16 protein-coding genes are annotated in these 26,214 nt (G+C 72.4%); 11 read left to right on the forward strand and 5 right to left on the reverse strand.

Features of this window, described 5'->3' with window-relative positions; genetic code table 11:
• Window positions 1-57: 57 nt before the first annotated feature.
• Complete coding sequence (locus V1L54_RS10930) at window positions 58-1,809, reverse strand: NAD+ synthase (protein ID WP_330117729.1); 1,752 nt, start codon at window positions 1,807-1,809, stop codon at window positions 58-60.
• Between the two features lie 413 nt (window positions 1,810-2,222).
• On the opposite strand from V1L54_RS10930, the gene V1L54_RS10935 reads away from it, so the two are divergent.
• The 4 genes from V1L54_RS10935 (at window position 2,223) to V1L54_RS10950 (ending at window position 7,868) form a co-directional block, all read left to right on the forward strand.
• Window positions 2,223-2,897, forward strand: a complete 675-nt coding sequence (locus V1L54_RS10935) for a GNAT family N-acetyltransferase (protein ID WP_330117730.1) — start codon at window positions 2,223-2,225, stop codon at window positions 2,895-2,897.
• 88 nt (window positions 2,898-2,985) lie between these two features.
• Window positions 2,986-4,347, forward strand: coding sequence for a gamma-glutamylpolyamine synthetase GlnA2 (gene glnA2, locus V1L54_RS10940; protein WP_330117731.1), 1,362 nt, complete (start codon window positions 2,986-2,988; stop codon window positions 4,345-4,347).
• 197 nt (window positions 4,348-4,544) lie between these two features.
• Entirely contained in the window at window positions 4,545-7,559 is a 3,015-nt protein-coding gene (locus V1L54_RS10945; RefSeq protein WP_330117732.1) for a bifunctional [glutamine synthetase] adenylyltransferase/[glutamine synthetase]-adenylyl-L-tyrosine phosphorylase, read from the forward strand.
• A gap of 114 nt (window positions 7,560-7,673) precedes the next feature.
• On the forward strand, window positions 7,674-7,868 hold the full coding sequence (locus V1L54_RS10950) for an antitoxin (protein WP_330117733.1): 195 nt from the start codon (window positions 7,674-7,676) through the stop codon (window positions 7,866-7,868).
• A gap of 99 nt (window positions 7,869-7,967) precedes the next feature.
• Here the strand turns inward: V1L54_RS10950 and V1L54_RS10955 are convergent, their stop codons facing one another.
• Both V1L54_RS10955 and V1L54_RS10960 read right to left on the reverse strand, forming a co-directional pair.
• Window positions 7,968-8,834, reverse strand: a complete 867-nt coding sequence (locus tag V1L54_RS10955; RefSeq protein ID WP_330117734.1) for a phosphatase PAP2 family protein — start codon at window positions 8,832-8,834, stop codon at window positions 7,968-7,970.
• A gap of 37 nt (window positions 8,835-8,871) precedes the next feature.
• Window positions 8,872-9,942, reverse strand: a complete 1,071-nt coding sequence (locus tag V1L54_RS10960) for a LacI family DNA-binding transcriptional regulator (protein ID WP_330117735.1) — start codon at window positions 9,940-9,942, stop codon at window positions 8,872-8,874.
• A 530-nt stretch (window positions 9,943-10,472) separates the two neighbouring features.
• Between V1L54_RS10960 and V1L54_RS10965 the strand changes: the two genes are divergently transcribed.
• The 7 genes from V1L54_RS10965 to pulA all read left to right on the forward strand — a co-directional run bounded on the left by V1L54_RS10965 (window position 10,473) and on the right by pulA (window position 24,400).
• Window positions 10,473-11,753: an extracellular solute-binding protein gene (locus V1L54_RS10965; protein WP_330117736.1), complete on the forward strand. Its 1,281-nt coding sequence runs from the start codon at window positions 10,473-10,475 to the stop codon at window positions 11,751-11,753.
• Window positions 11,754-11,800: 47 nt separating this feature from the next.
• Window positions 11,801-12,820 carry a carbohydrate ABC transporter permease gene (locus V1L54_RS10970; protein ID WP_330117737.1) on the forward strand — a complete coding sequence of 340 codons (1,020 nt, stop codon included), beginning with the start codon at window positions 11,801-11,803 and terminating at the stop codon, window positions 12,818-12,820.
• An 86-nt stretch (window positions 12,821-12,906) separates the two neighbouring features.
• Complete coding sequence (locus tag V1L54_RS10975; protein ID WP_330117789.1) at window positions 12,907-13,764, forward strand: sugar ABC transporter permease; 858 nt, start codon at window positions 12,907-12,909, stop codon at window positions 13,762-13,764.
• 93 nt (window positions 13,765-13,857) lie between these two features.
• Window positions 13,858-15,516: a glycoside hydrolase family 13 protein gene (locus V1L54_RS10980; RefSeq protein WP_330117738.1), complete on the forward strand. Its 1,659-nt coding sequence runs from the start codon at window positions 13,858-13,860 to the stop codon at window positions 15,514-15,516.
• Window positions 15,501-16,616: a LacI family DNA-binding transcriptional regulator gene (locus tag V1L54_RS10985; protein WP_443076586.1), complete on the forward strand. Its 1,116-nt coding sequence runs from the start codon at window positions 15,501-15,503 to the stop codon at window positions 16,614-16,616. The genes V1L54_RS10980 and V1L54_RS10985 overlap by 16 nt, the downstream gene beginning before the upstream one ends.
• Window positions 16,617-17,183: 567 nt before the next feature.
• Window positions 17,184-18,845 carry a carbohydrate-binding module family 20 domain-containing protein gene (locus V1L54_RS10990; protein ID WP_330117791.1) on the forward strand — a complete coding sequence of 554 codons (1,662 nt, stop codon included), beginning with the start codon at window positions 17,184-17,186 and terminating at the stop codon, window positions 18,843-18,845.
• Between the two features lie 134 nt (window positions 18,846-18,979).
• The gene (gene pulA, locus V1L54_RS10995) at window positions 18,980-24,400 is read left to right on the forward strand and encodes a pullulanase-type alpha-1,6-glucosidase (protein ID WP_330117739.1); all 5,421 of its coding nucleotides are present in this window, start codon (window positions 18,980-18,982) and stop codon (window positions 24,398-24,400) included.
• A 104-nt stretch (window positions 24,401-24,504) separates the two neighbouring features.
• Here pulA and V1L54_RS11000 read toward each other — a convergent pair whose 3' ends face one another.
• Together V1L54_RS11000 and V1L54_RS11005 are read right to left on the reverse strand one after the other, a co-directional pair.
• Entirely contained in the window at window positions 24,505-25,332 is an 828-nt protein-coding gene (locus tag V1L54_RS11000; RefSeq protein WP_330117740.1) for a DUF4253 domain-containing protein, read from the reverse strand.
• A 13-nt stretch (window positions 25,333-25,345) separates the two neighbouring features.
• Window positions 25,346-26,122: a TetR/AcrR family transcriptional regulator gene (locus V1L54_RS11005; protein WP_330117741.1), complete on the reverse strand. Its 777-nt coding sequence runs from the start codon at window positions 26,120-26,122 to the stop codon at window positions 25,346-25,348.
• Between the last annotated feature and the right edge of the window lie 92 nt (window positions 26,123-26,214).

Consider the following 26,214-nt stretch of genomic DNA (forward strand, 5'->3'; position numbering starts at 1 on the left):
ACGCACCCCACCCGCACCCCGGGCCCGCACCCCGTGCCCGTCGCCGGCCTGCCGGCGCTACCCGGATTCGCGCCAGCGGTTGGTGATCGGCAGACGGCGGTCCTTGCCGAAGCCCTTGCCCGAGATCTTCGTGCCCGGCGGGTACTGCCGCCGCTTGTACTCGGCGGTGTCCGTCATGCGCAGGACGCGGGTGACGGTCTCCGGGTCGAAGCCCTCGGCGATGATCTCCTCGCGCCCCCGGTCCCGGTCCACGTACAGCTCCAGGATCGGGTCCAGGACGTCGTAGTCCGGGAGGGAGTCGGCGTCCACCTGGCCCGGACGCAGTTCGGCGCTGGGCGGCTTGCTGATGGAGTTCTCCGGGATCGGCGGGGTCTCGCCGCGTTCGGCGGCGGCCCTGTTGCGCCACCGGGCGAGGCGGAAGACGGTCGTCTTGTAGACGTCCTTGATCGGGCCGTAGGCGCCGACCGAGTCGCCGTAGAGGGTCGAGTAGCCGCACGCCAGCTCGGACTTGTTGCCCGGGGCGAGCACGATGTGGCCCTCCTGGTTGGACAGCCCCATCAGCAGCGTGCCGCGCAGCCGGGCCTGGAGGTTCTCCTCGGCGAGGCCGGTGAGGTGGAGGGAGTCCATGTAGGCGTCGAACATCGGGCCGATCGGCACCGTGCGGTAGTTCAGGCCGGTGCGCCGGGCCATCTCGGCCGCGTCGTCCCTGGAGTGCTCCGAGGAGTAGCGGGAGGGCATCGAGATCCCGTACACGTTCTCCGGGCCCAGCGCGTCGCAGGCGATGGCCGCCACCAGGGAGGAGTCGATGCCGCCGGAGAGGCCGATGAGGACCGAGCGGAAGCCGTTCTTGAGGGTGTAGGCGCGCAGGCCCGTGACGAGGGCGGTGTAGATCTCCTCGTCGTCGTCCATGCGCGGGGCCTCGGTGCCGGTGAACTCGGGCTCGTAGGCGGGGAGCGGGTCGGCGGTCAGGGTCCGGTGGTCGATGCGCAGGCCGTCCGCGACGGTGCCGGACGGGACCTCGGCGGCGGCGGGCAGGTCGAGGTCGAGGACGAGGCAGCACTCCTCGAACTGCGGCGCCCTGGCCAGGACTTCACCGGCGGCGTCCACGACGATCGAGTCGCCGTCGAAGACCAGGTCGTCCTGGGCGCCGCTCATCGCCAGGTAGGCGGTGGTGCAGCCTGCCTCGCGGGCGCGGCGGCGCACCAGGTCGAGGCGGGTGTCGTCCTTGTCGCGCTCGTAGGGGGAGGCGTTGACGGAGAGCAGCAGCCCGGCGCCGGCGGCGCGGGCGGCGGGGACCCGGCCGCCGTCCTGCCACAGGTCCTCGCAGATCGCCAGGGCCACGTCGACGCCGCGGACCCGGATCACGGGCAGGGTCTCGCCGGGGACGAAGTAGCGGAACTCGTCGAAGACCCCGTAGTTGGGGAGGTGGTGCTTGGCGTAGGTGAGGACGACCTCGCCCCGGTGGAGGACGGCCGCGGCGTTCTGCGGGGCGCCCGCGGGCTGGCCGTAGCGCGGCTGGGCCTTCTCGGCCCGGTCGAGGTAGCCGACGACGACCGGGAGCTCCCCGAGGCCCTCGTCGGCCAGCCGGGCGGCGAGGGCGGTGAGGGCGGACCGGCTGGCCTGGACGAAGGACGGGCGCAGGGCCAGGTCCTCGACGGGGTAGCCGGTCAGCACCATCTCGGGGAACGCCGCGAGGTGCGCTCCCCGTTCGGCGGAGCGCCGCGTCCAGCGGACGACCGCGTCGGCGTTCCCGGCGAGGTCGCCGACGGTGGAGTCGATCTGGTTCAGGGCGAGTCGTAGCTGAGGCACGTGGTCAGTCTAGGCACGCGGTCAGCCTAATCGTCGTATTGACGCAATAAGGGTTCAGGCGAGGAGGCGGGGGCGTCCGTCGGGCTCCCCGGGCCGGTGTGGGGAACGTGTGTGCCGCTCGGTGCATTCGTTCGGGCGAACGTCCTCGGTTCAGGGCGGGACGGGTGGTGCCGCTCTACGATGATGCTCCCGACAACCGGCCGTCAGGAGGAACGCCATGTCCGCCGCAGCAGTCGAGCATCCCTGCGACGACGCGCCGAACCTGTACGGGGAGTACCGGGTGCACGGTGACGCTGGAGGCCGACCGGATTCTCGGGCTGGGGTGATCCGGTCCCGGAAAAACGATTGTTCCGCAGGGGTCCGGCCGTCGGATTGAGAGCGCTCTCACAGTGATGGACAGCCCGAGGATGCCCATGAGTCACCAGGAAGCACCGGTCAAGCCGTACATCCGGCCCTACCGGCCCGCCGACCGGGCGGCGGTGTACGACGTGTGCGTACGCACCGCGGACGCGGGCGGCGACGCGCGGGGCCTCTACCGGGACGACGATCTGATGCCGGACATCTTCGCCGGGCCGTATCTGCACCTGGAGCCGGGGCTGGCCTTCGTCCTGGACGACGGTGAGCGGGTGGTGGGATACGTGCTCGGCGCCGCCGACACCGCGGCCTTCGCCGAGGCGTTCCGCCGCGAGTGGCTGCCGCTGGTCGCCGACCGGTATCCCCGGGCGGAGCGGCCCGAGACTCCGGACGAGCACATGGTCGAACTGCTCCACACCCCGGAGCGGATGGTGCTGCCGGAGCTCGCCGGTCATCCGGCGCACCTCCACATCGACATCCTCCCGGAGCACCAGGGGGCCGGGCACGGCAGGGCGCTGATGCACAGGCTGTTCGCCGCGCTGCACGAGGCGGGGGTGCCGCGCGTCCACCTGGGGATGCTGACGGCGAACACCGGGGCCCGCCGGTTCTACGACCGCCTCGGCTTCTACGAGATCCCGGTGTCCGACGCGGGCCGGGGCACCTATCTGGGCCGGTCCACGCAGACCGGTGCCGGTGGGGCGGCGGCGGACCGGGGCGGCGTAATGTGGCGGTAACCCCTCACCGCGATACTGGTGTGCCAGCCACCCTTGTCCCCGAGCGGTGCGGGGAAGGGCCGTCTGACCAGCCAAGGATTGGGTGACCATGGACAAGCAGCAGGAATTCGTGCTCAGGACGCTCGAGGAGCGCGACATCCGGTTCGTCCGGCTGTGGTTCACCGACGTGCTGGGTTTTCTGAAGTCCGTGGCCGTCGCTCCCGCCGAGCTCGAGCAGGCCTTCGACGAGGGCATGGGCTTCGACGGGTCCGCGATCGAGGGCTTCGCCCGGGTCTACGAGTCCGACATGATCGCCAAGCCCGATCCCAGCACGTTCCAGATCCTCCCCTGGCGGGCCGAGGCCCCGGGCACCGCGCGGATGTTCTGCGACATCCTGATGCCCGACGGCTCCCCCTCGTACGCCGACCCGCGCTACGTCCTCAAGCGCGCCCTGAACAAGACCTCCGACCTGGGGTTCACCTTCTACACCCACCCCGAGATCGAGTTCTTCCTGCTCAAGGACCGTCCGGTGGACGGCACCCGGCCCACCCCGGCCGACTCCTCCGGCTACTTCGACCACACCCCGCAGCACGTCGGCCAGGACTTCCGCCGCCAGGCGATCACCATGCTGGAGTCGATGGGGATCTCGGTGGAGTTCTCCCACCACGAGGGCGCCCCGGGCCAGCAGGAGATCGACCTGCGGTACGCCGACGCCCTGTCGACGGCCGACAACATCATGACGTTCCGTCTGGTCATGAAGCAGGTGGCGCTGGAGCAGGGGGTGCAGGCGACCTTCATGCCCAAGCCGTTCTCGGAGTACCCGGGCTCCGGCATGCACACCCATCTGTCGCTGTTCGAGGGCGACCGCAACGCCTTCCACGAGTCCGGTGCCGAGTACCGGCTCTCCAAGGTCGGCCGCTCCTTCATCGCGGGACTGCTCAAGCACGCCGGCGAGGTCTCCGCCGTCACCAACCAGTGGGTCAACTCCTACAAGCGCATCTGGGGCGGCGCCCAGCGCACCGCGGGCGCGGGCGGCGAGGCGCCCTCGTACATCTGCTGGGGGCACAACAACCGCTCGGCGCTGATCCGCGTGCCGATGTACAAGCCGGGCAAGACCGGCTCCACCCGGGTGGAGGTGCGCTCACTGGACTCGGGCGCCAACCCGTACCTGGCGTACGCGGTGCTGCTCGCCGCCGGGCTGAAGGGGGTCGAGGAGGGGTACGAACTGCCCGCCGGCGCCGAGGACGACGTGTGGGCGCTGTCGGACTCCGAGCGCCGCGCGCTGGGCATCGAGCCGCTCCCGCAGAACCTGGGCGAGGCGATCTCCTTGATGGAGCGCAGCGAACTGGTCGCCGAGACCCTCGGCGAGCACGTCTTCGACTTCTTCCTGCGCAACAAGAAGCAGGAGTGGGAGGAGTACCGCTCCGAGGTCACCGCCTTCGAGCTCCGCAAGAGCCTGCCGGTGCTGTAGCCGCGGTTCGGCGAGGACTCCGGTTGTCCCCGGGCCGTCCCCGGGCCGTCCGGCGCCGAGTAACGGGGTCCGGGACAGGCCGGGGATCCCGCGCGGGCACGGCGTCGCATCGACCGGGTCGGGCGGAGCCGGGAACGGGCCGGCCGGGCGGGTACCCTGCGGGTCCGGGGCTCTACGGGCGAGGAGGGCGGCAGGCGGTGGCGCAGGGCGGTCGGCGGGACAGCCGGTTCGGGCGGTTCGTACGGCAGGGATTCACCGATCCGGCGGCGGCCGGCCGGCTCCTGGACGCCCCCGTCTTCGACCGGGTGCGCGACGACCCGGTGCTGCTGGAGGCGCTGGGCGCCACGGCCGACCCCGATCTGGCGCTGCTGTCCCTGGTGCGGCTGGTGGAGGCGCAGCCGGACGGGGCCGGACGGCAGGAGCTGCTGGGCACCGTGCTGGCGGCCAAGCCGCTGCGGGACCGGCTGCTGGGGGTGCTCGGCGCCTCCGAAGCGCTCGGCGACCATCTGGCGCGGCACCCGGACGACTGGCGGGCGCTCCAGGAGTACGAGGCGTCCGACCTGCATCCGGGCGTCGAGGAGTTCGAGGCCGCGCTCGCGCCCGCGACCGGCCCCGAGGAACTGCGCGTCGCCTACCGCCGGGCCCTGCTCACCATCGCGGCCCGCGACATCTGCGGCACCACCGCCCTGGACGAGACCGCGGCCGAGCTCGCCGACCTGGCCACCGCCACCCTGCGCGCCGCGCTGGCGATCGCCGGACGCGAGGCGCCCGAGGACGCGGCGCTGTGCCGGCTGGCCGTGATCGGGATGGGCAAGTGCGGCGGCCACGAGCTGAACTACGTCTCGGACGTGGACGTCGTCTTCGTCGCCGAGCCGGCCGGCGGCGCGGAGGGCGGGGACGGCAGCGCCGCGGAGAGCGCGGGGCTGCGGGCCGCGACCCGGCTGGCCTCCCGGATGATGCGGCTGTGCTCCGACACCACCGCCGAGGGCACCATCTGGCCGGTGGACGCCAATCTGCGGCCCGAGGGGCGCAACGGCCCGCTGGTGCGCACCCTGTCCAGCCATCTGGCGTACTACCAGCGCTGGGCCAAGACCTGGGAGTTCCAGGCGCTGCTCAAGGCCCGTCCGGTGGCCGGGGACGAGGCGCTGGGCCGGGAGTACTGCGCGGCCGTCGCGCCCCTGGTGTGGCAGGCCGCCGAGCGGGAGAACTTCGTCACCGACGTCCAGCAGATGCGCCGCCGGGTGGTGGCCGGGATCCCCGCCGCACAGCTCGACCGGGAGCTCAAGCTCGGCCCCGGCGGGCTGCGGGACGTGGAGTTCGCCGTCCAGCTCCTCCAGCTCGTCCACGGGCGCAGCGACGCCTCGCTGCGCAGCCCCACCACCCTGACCGCGCTGGACGACCTCGCGGCGGGCGGCTACGTCGGCCGCCGGGACGCCGCCGCCCTCGGCGAGGCGTACCGCTTCCTGCGCACCCTGGAGCACCGCATCCAGCTGCGGAAGCTGCGCCGCACCCATCTGATGCCGCGGGAGGAGGACGAGCTGCGGCGGCTGGGGCGCTCCCTGGGCCTGCGGCAGGAGCCCGTCGCCGAGCTGACCCGGCTGTGGAAGCGGCACGCCGCGGTGGTGCGGCGGCTGCACGAGAAGATCTTCTACCGGCCGCTGCTGGACGCCGTCGCCCAGCTCGCGCCCGGCGAGATCCGGCTGTCGGCCGCGGCCGCCCGGCAGCGGCTGGAGGCCCTCGGCTACGCCGACCCGGCCGCCGCCCTGCGCCATCTGGAGGCGCTGACCTCCGGGGTGAGCCGCAAGGCCGCCATCCAGCGCACCCTGCTGCCGGTGCTGCTGGGCTGGTTCGCCGACTCCGCCGACCCCGACGCCGGGCTGCTGGGCTTCCGCAAGGTCTCCGACGCGCTCGGCCAGACGCCCTGGTACCTGCGGCTGCTGCGGGACGAGGGGGCCGCCGCGGAGAACCTGGCGCGGGTGCTGTCCGCCGGACGGCTCGCCCCCGACCTGCTGCTGCGCGCCCCCGAGGCCGTCGCGCTGCTGGGCGACCCGGAGGGGCTGCGGCCGCGCGGCCGGACGGCGCTGACCCAGGAGGTGCTGGCGGCCGTCGGCCGGGCCGGCGGTCCCGAGCAGGCCGTCGCGGCGGCCCGCGGGGTACGGCGCCGCGAGTTGTTCCGTACGGCGGCCGCCGACCTCATCGGGGCCTACAAGGCGGAGGACGGCGGGGAGCCCGGGGAGATCGCCGCCGCCGTGGACCGGGTGGGCCAGGCGCTGTCCGACCTCAACGCCGCGACCGTCGCCGGTGCCCTGCGGGCCGCCGTGGACGCCCGGTGGGGCGAGACACTGCCCACCCGCTTCGCCGTGATCGGCATGGGCCGCTTCGGCGGCCACGAGCTGAACTACGGCTCCGACGCGGACGTGCTGTTCGTCCACGAGCCCCGCGAGGGCGTGGACGAGCGGGAGGCGGGCGAGGCCGCGCACGCCGTCGCCAACGAGATGCGGCGGCTGCTCCAGCTGCCCAGCACCGACCCGCCGCTGGTCGTCGACGCCGATCTGCGGCCGGAGGGCCGCAGCGGCCCCCTGGTGCGCACCCTGGCCTCCTACGCGGCGTACTACCGCCGCTGGGCGCTGGGCTGGGAGCGGCACGCGCTGCTGCGCGCCGAGCCGGTGGCGGGGGACGCGGACCTGGGCCGCCGCTTCATCGAGCTGATCGACCCGCTGCGCTATCCCGCAGGCGGACTGGCCGAGGACGCGATACGGGAGATCCGCCGTCTCAAGGCCCGGATGGAGGCCGAACGGCTGCCGCGCGGCGCCGACCGCACCACGCACACCAAGCTCGGCCGGGGCGGTCTGTCGGACGTGGAGTGGACGGTGCAGCTGATGCAGCTGTGCCACGGCGCGGCCGAGCCCGGGCTGCGCACCACGCGCACCCGGCCCGCCCTGGCGGCCGCCCGGAAGGCCGGGCTGATCGGGGACGAGGACGCGGCTGTCCTGGACGAGGCGTGGCTGCTGGCCACCCGGGTGCGCAACGCCGCGATGCTGGTGCGCGGCCGTCCGGGCGACACCTTCCCCTCCGAGGCGCGCGAGCTGGCCGCCGTCGGCCGCTATCTGGGGTACGGGCCGGGGCGCGTGGGGGAGATGCTGGAGGACTACCGCCGCACCACGCGCCGGGCCCGGGCCGTGGTGGACCGGCTGTTCTACGGCGTGGACTGAGCCGGCCCGGGACGGCATGAGGGGAACCCGGCCGGACCGCCGAATGTTTTGCCCGTTTTGTTTCGGTTAGGTGGTAGGGAGCAAGGAGAACCCGAGCACGGCTAGGAGGCCGCCATGGGCAAGCTGGGCGACATGGCCAAGAAGGCCAAGGGCATGGCCAGGAAGCACCCCGACAAGGCGGACAAGGGCGTGGAGCGCACCGAGCGGACGGTCGACGAGCGCACCGGGAACCGGTACGACAGCCAGACGGACAAGGCCTCGGACCACGTCCGCCGCACCTACGGCGGCGAGGGGGACCAGCCGCGGTAGCGCGGCTCCCGGGGGCGTTCCCGGGACGGTTCCGCGGGCCGAACGGGGACGGCGCACGTACGCCGGCGCCCCGTCCGGCCCGCGTGCGGAGGGCCCCGCTCAGGAGGAGGAGGCGGGCACCAGCCGGGGCAGGCGGTGGGCCGGGGCGCCGTACCAGGCGCGGGAGACCGCGAAGCCTATGCCCAGGCAGAGCACGCCGCCCACCGCGTCCAGCCAGAAGTGGTTGGCGGTGCAGACGATGACCAGCAGGGTGACGGCCGGGTAGAGCCAGCCGAGGAGCTTCGCCCACAGCGGCGCGGCCAGCACGGCGATCATGATGCCGCACCACACCGACCAGCCGATGTGCATGGACGGCATGGCCGCGTACTGGTTGGAGACGTTCGCCATGTTGCCCGAGGCCATCGAGCCCCAGGTGTCGTGGACCTGCACGGTGTCGACGAAGCGCACGGTCTCCATCAGCCGCGGCGGCGCCAGGGGATAGAGGTAGTAGCCGAGCAGGGCGACGGCCGTGGTGGCGAACAGCACCGTGCGGGCGGCGGAGTAACGGCCCGGGTGTCTGCGGTAGAGCCACACCAGCACACCGATGGTCACGACGAAGTGCAGCGTCGCGTAGTAGTAGTTCATCGACACGATGAGCCAGGTGACGCCGTTCGCCGCCTGGTTGAGGGACTGCTCGACGGCGATCCCCAGGGTGTGCTCGAGCTCCCAGATCCAGTCGGCGTTCCGCAGGGCCTGCGCCTTCTGCTCCGGCACGGCGTTGCGGATCATGGAGTAGGTCCAGTAGCTGATCGCGATCAGCAGGATCTCGAACCGGATACGGGGACGGCGGGGGGTGCGGAGCCGCCGGACCGCGTCGCGGCGCGGCACCGGGACGTCCTCGCGTACGGCCCCCGGCCCGTGTCCGGCCGCCGGGGCGACGGCGGTCGGCCGGTCTTCTTCTCTCGTCCTCACCCTCGGCACCCCCATGGGGCGACAGTCTGCCAGGAATCCGGACCCCGGCCGATCATCCGCCGGTCTGGTCCCGCTCGGCCGGACTCCTCCGTGAGACGGAGGCACGGCCCTGAGGGGCCGAGGCGGTGGAGCCGCGCACCACCAGTTCCGGCAGGAAGACGAACTCGCTGTGCGGGGCCGGCGTCCCGCCGACCTCCTCCAGCAGGGCCCGGACGGCCGCCTGCCCCATCGCCGTCACCGGCTGCCGGATGGTGGTCAGGGGCGGGTCGGTGAAGGCGATCAGCGGGGAGTCGTCGAAACCGATCACCGAGACGTCCCCGGGCACCGACAGGCCGAGCTCCCGGGCGGCCCGGATCGCACCCAGGGCCATCATGTCGCTGGCGCACACGACGGCCGTGCAGCCCCGGCCGATCAGGGCGGTCGCGGCGGCCTGGCCGCCCTCCAGGGTGTAGAGGGAGTGCCGGACGAACTCCCCGGCCCGCTCCCGCGACAGCCCCAGCTGTTCCTGGAGGCCGGTGGTGAAGCCCTCTATCTTGCGCTGGACGGGTACGAACCGGGCCGGCCCGAGGGCCAGCCCGATCCGCTCGTGGCCGAGTGACACCAGATGGGTGACGGCCAGCCGCATCGCCGCGCGGTCGTCCGGCGAGACGAAGGGGGCCCGCACCTTCGGCGAGAAACCGTTGATCATCACGAACGGCACGCCCTTGCCGCGCAGTTGCTCGTAGCGCTGCGTGTCGGCGGTGGTGTCGGCGTGCAGTCCGGAGACGAAGATGATCCCCGCCACTCCCCGCTCCACCAGCATCTCGGTCAGCTCGTCCTCGGTCGAGCCGCCGGGGGTCTGGGTGGCGAGCACGGGCGTGTAGCCCTGGCGGGTCAGCGCCTGTCCGATGACCTGGGCGAACGCCGGGAAGATCGGGTTCTCCAGCTCCGGCGTGATCAGCCCGACCAGGCCGGCGCTGCGCTGGCGCAGCCGCAGCGGCCGCTCGTACCCCAGCAGGTCGAGGGCGGCGAGGACGGACTCGCGGGTGGCCGGGGAAACGCCCGGTTTGCCGTTCAGGACACGGCTGACCGTCGCTTCGCTGACCCCCGCCTGGGCTGCGATGTCAGCTAGTCGTGCGGTCACAGGAGTGGACTGTACCGGCCTCCTCCCGCACTGCCCACCGTACCCGGGAGTTCGCCGGAATCCGCCCGGTCTGTCCGGTCCCCGCCCCCCGGGGGGCGGGCATCCGGGGGACGGCCTTGGCCGGCGCACGGTGGAAGGCGTCGCGGACCGGGCCGGCCGGCACCTTCCCGGTGCGGGCGGTCGTACGGGTCGGCAGCGGGCCGGGGGCGAGGGCGGTGCGCTCCCGCTGCCGGGCTCCGGCCATGTGGCGCGCGAAGAGGTGCGAGGCGTCCGGGGCGTCCGGGGCGTCCGAGCCGGCCGAGACCGCGAGGCCGTGGCCGGAGGGACGGGTGGAGCGCGGGGGAGGCGGCAGGACTGCAAGGTCTTGCGGAGGTCGTTGCAGACTCGTTTGCGGAAAGTTGCCGCAAGGTCTTTCTAAAAGATTGCGCCGCTGTTACGTTCCTCGTCAGCCCGGCGCCGCGACCGATGCGGCCCGCGCGGAGTACGCCCGTGCCCCCGCGAGACGGGCACCGGATCATGGAGGAGTTCACATGCGGCGTGGCATAGGGGCCACCGCACTCGTCGCGGCTCTGGCGCTCGCGGCGACGGCCTGCGGCGGCGAGGACGGCGGCGACGGCGGCAAGAAGGGCGCCGACGGTGAGCTCTCGGGCACCGTCGAGTTCTGGGACACCTCTGGTGACGCCGAGAAGGGCTTCTACCAGAAGGTCGCCGAGGAGTTCGAGGACAAGCACCCCGGGGTCGAGGTCAAGTACGTCAACGTCCCCTTCGGCGAGGCGAACAACAAGTTCAAGAACGCCGCCGGCGGCGGCTCCGGCGCCCCCGACGTGATGCGCACCGAGGTCGCCTGGGTGGCCGACTTCGCCGGTCTGGGCTACCTCGCCCCGCTGGACGACACCGTCGCCGTCGAGGACAAGGACGACTTCCTCCCGCAGGCCTGGGGCAGCACCCAGTTCGAGGGCAAGACCTACGGCGTGCCGCAGGTCATCGACACCCTCGCCCTCTTCTACAACAAGGAACTGCTGGACAAGGCCGGGGTCGAGGTCCCGCAGTCCGTCGCCGACATCAAGAACTCCACCGGGAAGTTCGCCAAGAACGGCGTCACCCCCTTCTACCTGCGCGGTGACGACGCCTACTTCGTCCTTCCCTTCCTCTACGGCGAGGGCGGCGACATGCTCGACGCCGACGCCAAGAAGATCACCATCGACGACCCGGCCGGTGTGCGGGCGTTCGAGACGATCAAGGACCTGGTGGACTCCGAGGCCGCGATCACGGACGTGACCGACGGCTGGGAGAACATGCAGAAGGCCTTCAAGGACGGGAAGGTCGCGATGATGCTCAACGGCCCGTGGGCCATCGAGGACACCCTCGCGGGCGCCCAGTTCAAGGGCAAGGAGGACAACCTCGGCGTCGCCGCCGTCCCGGCCGGCTCCAAGGCCCAGGGCGCCCCGCAGGGCGGCCACAACTACTCGGTCTACGCCGGCTCCGACAACCTGGACGCCTCCTACGAGTTCGTGAAGTACATGAGCTCCGCCGAGGTCCAGAAGCGCACCACCGAGGAGCTGAGCCTGCTGCCGACCCGCGCCTCGGTGTACGAGGAGCAGACCGTCAAGGACAACCAGATGGTCCAGTTCTTCAAGCCCGCCGTGGACAAGGCCGTCGAGCGCCCCTGGATCGCCGAGGGCAACTCCCTCTTCGAGCCCATCCGTGTCCAGCTCGCCGACGTGCTGACCGGCAAGACCGAGCCCGAGGCCGCCGCCGGGAAGATCGGCGAGGAGTACACCAAGCTCCTCAAGGACGGGGACTGGAAGTAACCGGAAGAACGACTCCGAGAACGACTGGGAGAGGCTGACCGACGACCATGGCAGTCGAGACCGGCCAGTCGGTGGCACCGGCCGCGGGCGCAGGCGCCCGCGGCCGCGGCCGCGGAACTGGCGAGAAGTCCGGAAAGGCCCCCGGACCGCTGCGCCGGGCCCTGGCCACCCACTGGTACGCCTGGGCCATGGTGGCCCCCGTGGTGCTCGTCATCACGGTGATCATCGGATATCCGCTGGTCAGAGGCATCTATCTGTCGCTGACCAATGCGGACGAGTCCAATGTCGCCCGCACCATCGGCGTCAACGAGATCGAGGCGACCCACGAGTTCGTCGGTCTGGAGAACTACAAGGCCATCCTCACCGACACCGTCTTCTGGGACCGGCTCGGCTGGACGGTGGTGTGGACGGTCGCCTGCGTCTCCGTCACCTTCCTCCTGGGCCTGGCGCTGGCCACCATGCTCAACCGGAAGCTGCGCGGCCGCGCCGTCTACCGGATCGCCCTGATCCTGCCCTGGGGCATCCCCGCCTTCGTCTCGGTCTTCGCCTGGCGGATGCTCTACAACGAGAAGAACGGCATCCTCAACAGGATCATCGAGGGCGGCGGCATCGACGGCATCCCCTGGCTGGGCGACCCCACCTGGGCCAAGGTCTCCGTCATCGCGGTGAACGTCTGGCTCGGCGTGCCGTTCATGCTGGTGGCCCTGCTGGGCGCCCTGCAGTCCGTCCCCTCCGAACTGCTGGAGGCCGCCGAGGTGGACGGGGCGAACGCCTGGCAGCGCTTCCGCAACGTCACCCTGCCGGGCATCAGCTCGGTCAGCAGCACGGTGGTCCTGCTCAGCACCATCTGGACGTTCAACATGTTCCCGGTGATCTATCTGCTCACCCGGGGTGGTCCCGGTGACTCCACCGAGATCCTGGTGACGTACGCCTACCGGCTGTCCTTCCTGGTCAGCCCGCGCGACTTCGCCACCTCCGCGGCCTGGGGCGTGCTCATCCTGCTGCTCCTGTCGCTCTTCGCGGTGGGCTACCGCCGCTCGCTCCGCAAGCAGGGAGAGGTGTGGTGACGACCGTGAACCCCCGTGAGAACGCGCCCGGGAAGACCACCGTGACCACGACCCCCGACCCCGTCACCACCGGCCCCGTACCGGCCGTGCCCGCCGGGCGCCCCCGGCGGGTCCGCCGGCGCGGCGAGCGCGGACCGCTGGCCTCGGCCGCCCTTCACGCCGGCCTGCTGCTGGCCGCCGTGGTCGCGGTGTTCCCGCCGTTCTGGCTGCTGGTGACGTCCTTCAAGCCCAAGACCGACACCTTCACCACCTCGCTGGTGAAGAACTTCACGCTCGAGAACTACGACCACGTCGTCAACGACACCTACTTCCTGACGTGGTTCGGGAACTCCGTGGTGATCGTGCTGGTGACCACGCTGCTCGGCGTGTTCATCTCCGCCACCACCGGTTACGCCGTCAGCCGCTTCCGCTTCCCCGGCATGCGCCCGCTGATGTGGACCCTGCTGATCACGCAGATGTTCCCGATGGCGATCCTGATCGTGCCGCTGTACAACCTCATGGCGCAGCTGGGGCTGCTCAACCAGCCCGTCGGCCTGATCATCACCTACCTCACCATCGCGGTGCCGTTCTGCGCCTGGATGATGAAGGGCTTCTTCGACACCATCCCCGTCTCCATCGACGAGTCCGGACGGGTGGACGGCCTCAACCCGTTCGGCACCTTCTGGCGGCTGATCCTGCCGCTGGCCAAGCCCGGCCTGGCCGTCACCGGCTTCTACAGCTTCGTGACCGCCTGGGCCGAGGTCGCCTACGCGTCGGCCTTCATGACCGGCGAGGAGAACCTCACCCTCGCCGGCGGCCTGCAGACCTTCGTCAACCAGTACGTGGGCGACTGGGGATCGATGACCGCCGCCGCGGTGATCATCGCGGTACCGGCCGCGATCGTCTTCGGCATCGCCCAGCGGCACCTCGTGGCCGGACTGACCTCCGGAGCCGTCAAGTCCTGACCGGTACCGGGCCGGCACCGGCCCGGCACCCGGACGGGCACCGCCCGTACACCCGCACCTCGCGTCCCCCCACTCACGACCACCAGGGATGACATGACCCAGCACTCCTCAGCCCCCGCCACCGGTACGGCCCCCGCCGCGCGTCCGGACGCCACGGCCGCGGGGAAGCCCACCGGCTGGTGGCGCGACGCGGTGATCTACCAGGTCTACCCCCGCTCCTTCGCCGACGGCAACGGCGACGGCATGGGCGACCTGGCGGGCATCCGCGCCCGGCTGCCGTACCTCGCCGAGCTGGGCGTCGACGCCGTCTGGCTCAGCCCCTTCTACGCCTCGCCGCAGGCCGACGCGGGATACGACGTCGCCGACTACCGCGCCATCGACCCGATGTTCGGCGATCTGCACGACGCCGACGCGCTGATCCGCGAGGCCCACCGGCTGGGCCTGCGGATCATCGTGGACCTGGTGCCCAACCACTCCTCCGACCGGCACGAGTGGTTCCAGCGGGCGCTGCGGGAGGGTCCCGGCTCGCCGCTGCGCGACCGCTACCACTTCCGCCCCGGCCGCGGCCCGGAGGGCGCGGAGCCCCCCAACGACTGGGAGTCCATCTTCGGCGGCCCGGCCTGGACCCGCACGAAGAACCCCGACGGCAGCCCGGGGGAGTGGTACCTGCACCTGTTCGCGCCCGAGCAGCCCGACTTCAACTGGGAGAACGAGGCCGTGCGGGACGAGTTCCGCTCGGTGCTGCGCTTCTGGCTCGACATGGGCGTGGACGGCTTCCGCATCGACGTCGCGCACGGCATGGTCAAGGCCGCGGGCCTGCCCGACATGGGACGGACCGGGCAGCTGAAGCTGCTCGGCAGCCAGGTGCTGCCGTTCTTCGACCAGGACGGCGTCCACGAGATCTACCGCTCCTGGCGTCGCATCCTCGACGAGTACCCCGGCGAGCGCATCGGCGTCGCCGAGGCGTGGACGCCCAGCCCCGACCGCACCGCCCTGTACCTGCGCCCCGACGAGCTGCACCAGGCGTTCAACTTCCACTACCTCAACACCGGCTGGAACGCCGAGGCGCTGCGCGCGGTCATCGACGAGTCGCTGGACTCCATGCGCCCGGTCGGCGCCCCCAGCACCTGGGTGCTGTCCAACCACGACGTGGTGCGCCACCGCACCCGGCTGGGCGGCGGGCTGCGCCGCGCCCGCGCCGCCTCGCTGCTGATGCTGGCGCTGCCCGGCTCGGCGTACGTCTACCAGGGCGAGGAGCTGGGCCTGCCGGAGGTCACCGACCTGCCCGACGAGGTGCGCCAGGATCCGTCGTTCTTCCGGGACAACGGCCAGGACGGGTTGCGCGACGGCTGCCGGGTGCCGATCCCGTGGACGTCCACCGGTCCGAGCTACGGATTCGGCTCCGGCGGGAGCTGGCTGCCGCAGCCGGAGGAGTGGGCCGGGCTGTCGGTCGAGGAGCAGACCGGCGACCCCGGCTCCACGCTGGAGCTGTACCGCCGCGCGCTCGCCGTGCGCCGCGAGCACCCGGCGCTGGGCGCGGGCGACGCCGTGGAGTGGGCGGCGGAGTACCCGGCGGGCGTGCTCGCCTTCCGGCGGCGGGCCGCCGACGGCAGCACCTTCGTCTGCACCGTCAACACCACCGGACAGCCCGTGGAGCTGCCGGCGGTGCCCGGCCGGGTGCTGCTGGCCAGCGGAGAGTACGACGGCAGCGGCACGCTCCCGGCCGACACCACCGTCTGGTGGACGGTGTGACCCGGACGGGCGCGGCTCCCGCGGCACCCGCGGCGTTCCCCCGGGCCGGGACCGAGCCCCCGGCCGCGGGGGGCGCCCCGGGGCCCGCCCGGCTGACCGACATCGCCGCCCAGGCACGGGTCAGCGAGGCCACCGTCAGCCGGGTGCTCAACGGCAAGGCGGGCGTGGCCGCCGCCACCCGGCAGAAGGTGCTGGCCGCCCTGGACGTGCTCGGCTACGAGCGGCCGGTGCGGCTGCGGCAACGCAGCGCCGGACTGATCGGACTGGTCGTCCCCGAGCTGACCAACCCGATCTTCCCGGCGTTCGCCCAGGTCATCGAACAGGTGCTGGCCGGACACGGCTACACGCCCGTGCTGTGCACCCAGCTGCCCGGCGGCGTCACCGAGGACGAGTTGGTCGACCAGCTCGTCGAGCGCGGCGTCAACGGCATCGTCTTCCTCTCCGGGCTGCACGCCGACACCACCGCCGATCCCGGCCGCTACGTCCGGCTCGTCGTGCAGGGCGTGCCGTTCGTGCTCATCAACGGCTTCAACGAGCGCATCAGCGCGCCCTCCGTCTCCGCCGACGACCGTGCGGCGGCCCGGACGGCGGTGCGCCACCTCACCGACCTGGGCCACGACCCGCGCCGCATCGGCCTGGCGGTCGGCCCCGTCCGGGACGTCCCGGTGCGGCGCAAGGTCGAGGGCTTCACGGCGGCACTGGCCGAACGGGGCGTGTCCGGCGAGCGGATCCGGGAGCTGGTGCGGCACACGCTGTTCACCCTGGAGGGCGGGCATGCCGCGGCGGGCGCGCTGATCGGCGCGGACTGCACGGGCGTGGTGTGCGGCAGCGACATGATGGCGCTCGGGGTGGTCCGGGCGGCCCGGCAGCACGGCCTGGAGGTGCCCCGGGAGCTGTCGGTGGTCGGCTTCGACGACTCGGAGCTGATCGCCTTCACCGACCCGCCGCTGACGACGGTGCGGCAGCCGGTCAAGGCCATGGCGAGCGCGGCGGTCGACGCGCTGCTGGAGGAGATCGGCGGCAACCCGGTGCAGCACACGGAGTTCGTCTTCCAGCCCGAGCTGGTGGTGCGCGGCTCGACGGCCCCGCCCCGCGGGTAGCCGCCGGGCGGCGGCGTGACCGTCCACGGCCGGCGACCTGCCGACCGTGGGCACCGGCTGCTCCACCGCACCGGCCGGCGTCCGGTCCGGCCGGGAGCGGATGAGCGGTCCGGCTGGGGAGGCTGCCCGGCAGAGGCCGCCCGCGATCATCCTCCCGGCCGGACCGGGCGGCGGACCGGTGCGGGGCCACGGCCGTGCGCGGACACGCGTGCGGGCCCCGGCCCGGCCGGGCGGGCGCGTGGGGTTCCGCACGGAAACCCCCGGCCGGCCGGGCCGGGAGTGTGCTCGAACGTAGCACCGTGAAACTGCTTGCGAAAGATGTTGCGCGAAGAAGGCGACTTCGTTTCCTCTGTGTGTCCAGGACCTTGACGGGCTGTCGGTGCGGTTCTACGGTCTGCTGCGCGAAGACTTCCAGGCTCTTTCGGTCTTCTTGCAGCAAGAAGCTTCACGTTCTCCGGCCGACAGGGCGCGGCGCGTTGCCCCCAGGCAGGCATTCGCATCGACTCCCCCACAGGAGGAAACGTGGTCAGAAGACCCACGGCCGCCGCGCTTGCGCTTGTCGCGGGCATGGCGGGTTCGCTCGTCACCGTCCCCGGGGAGGCGCAGGCGGCCCCACCCGGTGCCAAGGACGTCACCGCGGTGCTGTTCGAGTGGAAGTTCGACTCGGTCGCCCGCGAGTGCACCACCGTGCTCGGCCCGGCCGGCTACGGCTATGTCCAGGTCTCACCGCCCCAGGAACACATCCAGGGCGGCCAGTGGTGGACGTCCTACCAGCCCGTCAGCTACAGGATCGCCGGCCGGCTCGGCAACCGCGCCCAGTTCAAGAACATGATCGACACCTGCCACGCGGCGGGCGTCAAGGTCGTCGCCGACTCGGTGATCAACCACATGTCGGCGGGCAGCGGCACCGGCACCGGCGGCTCGTCGTACACCAAGTACGACTACCCCGGCATCTACCAGAGCCAGGACATGGACGACTGCCGGTCCGAGATCACCGACTACCGGAACCGGGGCAACGTCCAGAACTGCGAGCTGGTCGGCCTGGCCGACCTCGACACCGGCGAACCCTACGTGCGCGACCGGATCGCCGCCTACCTCAACGACCTGCTCTCCCTGGGCGTGGACGGCTTCCGCGTCGACGCCGCCAAGCACATGCCCGCGGCCGACCTGAAGGCGGTCAAGTCACGGCTGACGAACCCGAACGCCTACTGGAAGCAGGAGGCCATCCACGGCGCGGGCGAGGCCGTCTCGCCGGACGAGTACCTGGGCACCGGTGACGTCCAGGAGTTCCGCTACGCCCGCGACCTCAAACGGGTCTTCACCGGTGAGAGGCTCGCCCATCTGAAGAACTTCGGCGAGAGCTGGGGGTACATGCCCTCCGGCCAGTCCGCAGTCTTCGTCGACAACCACGACACCGAGCGCGTCGGCGACACCCTCAACTACAAGAACGGCGCCGCCTACACCCTGGCGAGCGTCTTCATGCTGGCCTGGCCGTACGGCTCCCCGGACGTCCACTCCGGTTACGAGTGGACCGACAAGGACGCCGGCCCGCCCAACGGCGGCACGGTGAACGCCTGCTACGCGGACGGCTGGAAGTGCCAGCACGCCTGGCGCGAGATCTCCGCCATGGTGGCCTTCCGCAACACCGCCCGCGGCCAGGCCGTCACCGACTGGTGGGACAACGGCGGCGACGCCATCGCCTTCGGCCGCGGGAACAGGGCGTACCTCGCCATCAACCACGAGGGCTCGGCATTGGGCCGCACCTTCACCACCTCCCTGCCCGCCGGCGACTACTGCGATGTGCAAAGCGGCCGGACGGTCACCGTGGACGGCTCCGGACGGTTCACCGCCACCCTCGGCGCGCACACCGCGCTCGCCCTGCACACCGGCGCCCGCACCTGCTCCGGCGGCACGAACGGCGACTCGGGCCGGACCGCCGGCGGCGCGTCGTTCAACGTCACCGCCACCACCGTGCCGGGACAGCACATCCACGTCACCGGCGACCGCGCCGAGCTGGGCGGCTGGAACACCGGCCGGGCGCCGAAACTGGACCCGGCCGCCCACCCGGTGTGGAAGCTGGACGTGGACCTGCCACCGGGGACGACGTTCCAGTACAAGTACCTCCGCAAGGACGCCGGCGGCAACGTCACCTGGGAGAGCGGCGCCAACCGCACCGCCACCGTCCCCGCCGACGGCCGGGTCGTCCTGAGCGACACCTGGCGCCCGTGACCGCCCGCTGACCCGGGACCCGCGTACCGGCCGCCCGGCCCGTCTCCGCATCCCCGCCGGGCCGGGCGGCCCGTCCCCACGGACCCCCCGCACCCCCGCACCGCAACCCACCGCATCCGAGGAGAGAGCGACCCGTGAGAGGTCACCTGGCGCGCAGAGGAGCGGCCGCGAGCATCGCGGCCGCTCTCCTGGCGACGCTCGTCACAGCGGCGGCCCCCGCCGAGGCCGCACCGCCACCGCCGCCGTCCGACGCGAAACTGGCCGCCGAGCCCGCCCGGCACGACCTGACGCGGGAGCAGTTCTACTTCGTCCTGCCGGACCGTTTCGCCAACGGCGACCGGTCCAACGACCGCGGCGGCCTGAGCGGCGACCGGCTGACGACCGGCTACGACCCCACCCGCAAGGGCTTCTACCAGGGCGGTGACCTCAGAGGGCTGATCAACCGGCTCGACTACGTCAAGGGCCTGGGCACCACCGCGATCTGGATGGCGCCCGTCTTCAAGAACAAGCCCGTCCAGGGCACCGGGGACAACACCTCGGCCGGCTACCACGGCTACTGGATCACCGACTTCACCCGGGTCGACCCGCACTTCGGCACCAACGCCGAGCTGCGCGAGCTGATCGACAAGGCCCACGCCAAGGGCATGAAGGTCTTCTTCGACGTCATCACCAACCACACCGCCGACGTGGTGGGCCACGAGGAGAAGTCCTCCTCCTACCTCGCCAAGGGCGCCTTCCCCTATCTGACGAAGGACGGCGCGCCCTTCGACGACGCCGGCCACGCGGCGGCGAGGACGTTCCCGGAGGTGGACCGGGACTCCTTCCCCCGCACCCCGGTGGTGCCCGAGGCCGAGAAGAACGCCAAGGTCCCGGCCTGGCTCAACGATCCGGCGATGTACCACAACCGCGGCGACTCCACCTTCGCCGGGGAGAGCGCCCTGCACGGCGACTTCCACGGCCTGGACGACCTGTGGACCGAGCGTCCCGAGGTCGTCGAGGGCATGGAGAGGATCTACCGGCGGTGGGTGGAGGACTTCGGCATCGACGGCTTCCGCGTCGACACGGTCAAGCACGTCAACATGGAGTTCTGGACCCGGTGGGCCACCGCCCTGGACGCCTACGCGGCGAAGAAGGGCCGGGACGACTTCTTCATGTTCGGCGAGGTCTACTCCTCGGACCCCGCCGTCATGGCCCCCTACGTCACCCGCGGCCGTCTGGACGCCACTCTCGACTTCGGCTTCCAGGAGGCCGCCCGTTCCTACGCCTCCCAGGGCGGCCCGGCGGCGGAGCTGTCGGACCTGTTCGCCCAGGACCACCGCTACACCACCGGCCGGTCCAACGCCTACGAGCAGGTCACCTTCACCGGCAACCACGACATGGGCCGTATCGGCGCCTTCCTGCGGCAGGACAACCCCGGTGCCGGCGACGCCGAACTGCTGAAGCGGGCCGGGCTCGCCAACGAGCTGATGTTCCTCACCCGCGGCAACCCGGTGGTCTACTACGGTGACGAACAGGGCTTCACCGGCGCAGGCGGCGACCAGGACGCCCGCCAGACCCTCTTCGCCTCCCGGGTGCCCGACTACCTGGACACGGAGAAGAACGACCGGATCGGCACCGACCGCACCCACTCCCGGGACGCGTACGACACCTCCCACCCCCTCTACCGCTCCATCGCCGCGCTGTCGAGGCTGACCCGCGAGCACCCCGCCCTGCGTGACGGCGTCCAGACCGAGCGATACGTCGACAAGGGGACACGAGGCGGCGGCCCCGGCGTCTACGCCTTCTCCCGCACCGACACCAAGCGGCGCACCGAGTACCTCGTCGCCGCCAACAACAGCGAGGAGGCCCGCACGGTCCAGATCCCCACCGGCACGCCGGACGCCGTCTTCCGGCAGCTCCACGGCGGGAACGCGACCCCGCGCACCGGCTCCGGCGCCACGCTGACCGTCACCGTCCCGGCCCTGTCCACCGTGGTGTTCAAGGCCGCGAAACCGCTGCCCGCCCCCGAGGCCCGGCCCGTGATCGAGCTGACGGCCCCCGCCGCGGGCGCCACCGGCACCGTCGAGATCACCGCCGGCATCGGCGGAGGCGACGGCCTGAGCCGCGTCGTCTTCGCCGCCCAGACGGGGAACGGGAAGTGGCACACCCTCGGCACCGCCGACCACGCCCCCTACAAGGTCACCCAGTACCTGGGCGAGGACGTGCAGGCCGGAACGCCGCTGCGCTACAAGGCCGTCGTGGTCGACGGCTCCGGCCGCACCGCGAGCGACACCGCGGCCTCCACTGCCGGCCAGGCCCCGCCGAAGCCGAAACCCTCGGCGGTGAAGCGGGACTGGGCCGTCGTCCACTACCACCGCCCGGACGGCGACTACGACGGCTGGAAGCTGGTCTCCGGGGAGCGGACCGCCGCCTTCACCGGCCGTGACGCCTACGGAGCCTTCGCCTGGCTCAAGATCGCCGACGGGCAGTCCGAGCTGACGTTCACCCTCACCGGGGACGGCACGGCCGACGGCCCCGAGCGCACCGTCGATCTGGCCAGGACCGGTGAGGTGTGGATCGAGCAGGGCGAGGAGGAGACGCTGACCGCCCGGCCCGAGGGCGTCTACCCGCCGCAGGACCGGAGCAAGGCCGTCCTGCACTACCACCGCCCGGACGGCGACTACGACGGCTGGGGCCTGCACACCTGGACCGGTGCCGCCGAGCCCACCGACTGGTCCAGGCCGCTGGAGCCGGTGCGGAAGGACGCCTTCGGCGCCGTCTTCGAGGTGCCGCTCGCCGAGGGAGCCACCTCACTGAGCTACATCATCCACAAGGGCGACACCAAGGACGAGGCCGCCGACCAGTCGCTGGACTTCGCCGTCCACGGCCGCGAGGTGTGGAAGCTGTCGGCCACCCCCGGCTACCTGCTGCCCACCACCGGCGGCGCCCCCGACCTGGACCTGACCCGGGCCGAGGCACAGTGGATCGACGCCGACACCGTCGCCTGGCGGACCGGGGCCGGCGGTGCCGGCAGCGAGCAGTTGGTGTACGACCCGAAGGGCACCCTCGCCGTCGAGGACGGCGCACTGACCCACGAGGGCCGCTGGCTGCGGCTGGACCCCGTCCCCGGCGGACTGACCGACGCGCAGCGCGAGAAGTACCCGCACCTGAAGGACCACGCCGCCTTCCGCCTCGACCCGCGCGACCGCGACCGGGTACGCACCGCCCTGCGCGGCCAGGTGATCGCCACCCGGCGCAACAGCGAAGGGGCACTGCTGGCGGCCACCGGCGTCCAGCTCGCCGGAGTCCTCGACGACCTGTACGGAACGAAGGCCGCCAAGGCCGACCTCGGCCCGGTCTTCGACCGCCGCGGCCGCCCCACCCTGTCGGTGTGGGCGCCCACCGCGCAGCGGGTCGCCCTCGAACTCGGCGGACGCACCGTGCGGATGCGCCGCGACGAGACCACCGGCGTCTGGAGTGTGCGCGGCGACCGGAGCTGGACGGGGAAGCCGTACCGCTACCGGGTCACCGTCTGGGCGCCCACGGCGGGCGAGGTGGTCACCAACAAGGTCACCGACCCCTACTCCACCGCCCTGACCACCGACTCGGAGCGGAGCCTGGTGGTGGACCTGGCCGACCCCGCGCTCGCCCCGGAGGGCTGGCGGAAGCCGGCGAAGCCGGCGGCGGTGCCGATGCGCGACGCCCGGATCCAGGAGCTGCACATCCGGGACTTCTCCGTCGCCGACCCCACGGTGCGCGAGCGGCACCGCGGCGGCTACCTGGCCTTCACCGAGAGGTCCTCGGACGGCATGCGGCACCTGAGGAGGCTGGCGGACGCGGGCACCACCCACGTCCATCTGCTGCCCTCCTTCGACATCGCCTCCATCCCCGAGCGCGCCGCCGACCGGGCCGAGCCCGGCTGCGACCTGGCCGCCCTGCCCACCGACTCCGAGAAGCAGCAGGAGTGCGTCGGGAAGGTCCGCGACAAGGACGCCTACAACTGGGGCTACGACCCGCTGCACTACACCGTGCCCGAGGGCTCGTACGCCACCGATCCGGAGGGCACCGCCCGCACCGTCGAGTACCGGAAGATGGTGCGGAGCCTCAACGAGGCCGGGCTGCGGGTCGTCCTGGACGTGGTCTACAACCACACCATGGCCGCCGGGCAGGACGAGAAGTCCGTCCTGGACCGGATCGTGCCCGGCTACTACCACCGGCTGCTGGCGGACGGCACGGTGGCCACCTCCACCTGCTGCGCCAACACCGCGCCCGAGAACGTGATGATGGGCAAGCTGACCGTCGACTCCGTCGTCACCTGGGCGAAGCAGTACAAGGTGGACGGCTTCCGCTTCGACCTGATGGGCCACCACCCCAGGGAGAACATCCTGGCCGTCCGCGAAGCCCTGGACGCGCTCACCCCGGAGAAGGACGGCGTCGACGGTAAGAGCATCGTCCTGTACGGCGAGGGCTGGAACTTCGGCGAGGTCGCCGACGACGCCCGCTTCGTCCAGGCCACCCAGAAGAACATGGCCGGCACCGGCATCGCCACCTTCTCCGACCGGGCCCGCGACGCGGTGCGCGGCGGCGGCCCCTTCGACGCCGACCCCGGAGTCCAGGGCTTCGCCAGCGGGCTGTACACCGACCCCAACTCCTCCGCGGCCAACGGCAGCAGGGCGGAACAGCGCGCCAGGCTCCTGCACCACCAGGACCTGATCAAGGTCGGGCTGTCCGGCAACCTCGCCGACTACACCTTCACCGACACCTCCGGGCGCCGGGTGACGGGCTCGCAGGTCGACTACAACGGCTCACCGGCCGGATACGCGAAGGACCCCGGCGACGCCCTCGCCTACGCCGACGCCCACGACAACGAGACCCTCTACGACGCCCTGGCGTTCAAGCTGCCCGCGGACACCCCGGCCGCCGACCGGGCCCGTACGCAGGTGCTCGCCATGGCCACCGCCGCCCTCTCCCAGGGGCCGGTGCTCAGCCAGGCCGGCACGGACCTGCTGCGCTCGAAGTCCCTGGACCGCAACTCCTACGACTCCGGCGACTGGTACAACGCCGTCCACTGGGACTGCGAGGCCGGCAACGGCTTCGGCCGCGGGCTGCCCCCGGCCTGGGACAACGCGGACAAGTGGCCGTACGCCGGGCCACTGCTGGCCTCCGCCGCGCTCATCCCCTCCTGCCGGGAGATCACCGGCGCCTCCGCCGCCTACCGGGACCTGCTGACGATCCGCTCCACCGAGCCGGTCTTCGGCCGGGCCACGGCGGCGGACGTCCAGGAGACGCTGTCCTTCCCGCTGTCGGGGAAGGAGGAGACCCCGGGGGTGATCACCATGCGCCTGAAGGGCTCCGGGGACGGGAGCGGGGACGGCGGCCGGGACCTCGTGGTCGTCCTCAACGCCACCCCCGAGCGGCGGACGCAGACCGTGCCCTCGCTCGCGGGCGCCCCCTACGCACTGCACCCGGTGCAGGCGGCCGGCTCCGACCCGGTGGTGAAGGGCGCCGCGTACGACGAGGGCAAGGGAGCCTTCACCGTCCCGCCGCGCACCGTGGCGGTGTTCGCCGCCCGGTAGCGGACGGCGACCGGTCCGAGGGGGCGGCGGCTCCGCCCCCTCGGGCTCGTTCCCCCTCGGACTCGTCCGGGCGGCCGTCGGGTGCCGTCGGCGGCGGACTGCCGTCAGTCCCACCAGAACGACCAGTGGGTCCGGTCGACCAGCCACTTCTCCGCGTACCGCACCAGGTCCCCGGAGCCCTGCCGGATCACGGCGGGGCAGAACGCGTAGTGCTCGGCCGCCACCGGCAGCGCCTGCTCCACCGAGCGCGGCGGCGACGCCACCGACAGGTGCAGCACCTCGGTCTCCAGCGCCACCACCCGGGTGCCGAAGCGCTCCTCCCAGGAGCGCAGCACGGCACCGTACGGCGCGGTGTCGGCACCGTGCGCGAGGATGCCCGTCCAGCCGATCGCGTCGGGTATGTCGGCGCTCCGCCGGGCCGGGACCAGGGCGACCCGCGGATCGCGCAGCGTGCCGTAGGCCACCAGCGAGCGGGTCAGCGAGGCCGCCGCCGTGTCGGGGTCGCCCCGCTGTGCGGGGGAGGGCGCGAGCCCCGGCCACCGCCTGCCGTACGGCAGCAGCGCCGTGCCGTCCGCCGGCTCCCGCGCGGTGTGCTCCGCCCACCAGCAGGCCAGGGCGCTCCCGGCGTCGCCGTCCGTACCGGCGGCACCGTCGGGGCCGCCGGTCCCTCCCTCCCCGTCGCGGGTGCCGGACGGGGGCAGCAGATCGTCCTCCACCCGGGCGCCGCGGCTGTGGACGCCCAGCAGTACGGGCCACAGCCCGGTGGCGTCCCGCACCGGGAGCATCCGCCGCCAGCTCTCCGGCCCGGCGGGGAAGTCGGCGCGCCACAGCAGTGGCTCGTGCCATCTTCCGAGCACCGTCCGGTCGACCAGTGTGCCCGGCGGCAGCTGTGCCGAGGCCACGAGCGCGCGCAGATTCCGTGCTTCGGTCATCACCCCGTAGACGCTACCGGCTGCCGCCGACATCGCTGTCGGGCGTCCCGCCGGAGGACGCCGGACCCGCACCGGCGGGTGTGCCGGGAGCGCCGAACGCCCCGGCGGTCAGCGCCGACAGCCGCTCCACCAGCTCGCCGAACGGGCCGTCCGCGGGCTCCTGCCCGGCGACACGGCGGAACACCCGGGCCGTCTCCTCGTCGAACGCGGCCGTCACCGCCGCCAGGGCCAGCAGCTCGTGCACCAGCCGCAGCTCCAGCTCGCCGCGCGGGATGGAGCGCTCCTCCAGCCAGCTCAGCGCCGTGGTCTCGGCGACACCGACCCAGGACCGGATGACCAGGGCCATGCGCGGACCCGGTTCGGAGACCTCCAGATGGGCCAGCAGCTGCTCGTACGCCGCCTGCCGCACCTCGTCGATCACGGCGTCGGCCCGCATCGAGCCGGCGGCCGAACCACCGCGCAGCAGGGCGGAGAAGCCGGGCGCGTGCTGCTCGACGAAGTCGAAGTACCGGTCCATCACCAGCAGCAGGCGGGAGCTGAACGGTCCCTCGTGCGGGACGGAGAAGCGGGCCGACAGCTCGTCGGCGGCCCGCCGCACGGCCGCCTCGTAGAGGCTGTACTTGCCGGGGAAGTAGTGGTAGACCAACGGCCGTGATATCCCGGCCGCGGTGGCGATGTCGTCGATGGACACGTTCTCCGGTGAACGGTCGCTGAATAACCTCAGCGCGACGTCGAGCAGTTGCTGCCGACGTTCCTCGACACCCATCCTGCGGCGTACCCCGGTGGTCATGGGAACACCCTATCGATCGCCACGCTCCGCGATACGCCCCGGCCCCGAGTGGCTGCCCCTTCCGGAGCGCGAAGGGGCAGCTCAGCGGGGGC

The organism is Streptomyces rubellus, assembly GCF_036323805.1.
GTDB lineage: Bacteria > Actinomycetota > Actinomycetes > Streptomycetales > Streptomycetaceae > Streptomyces.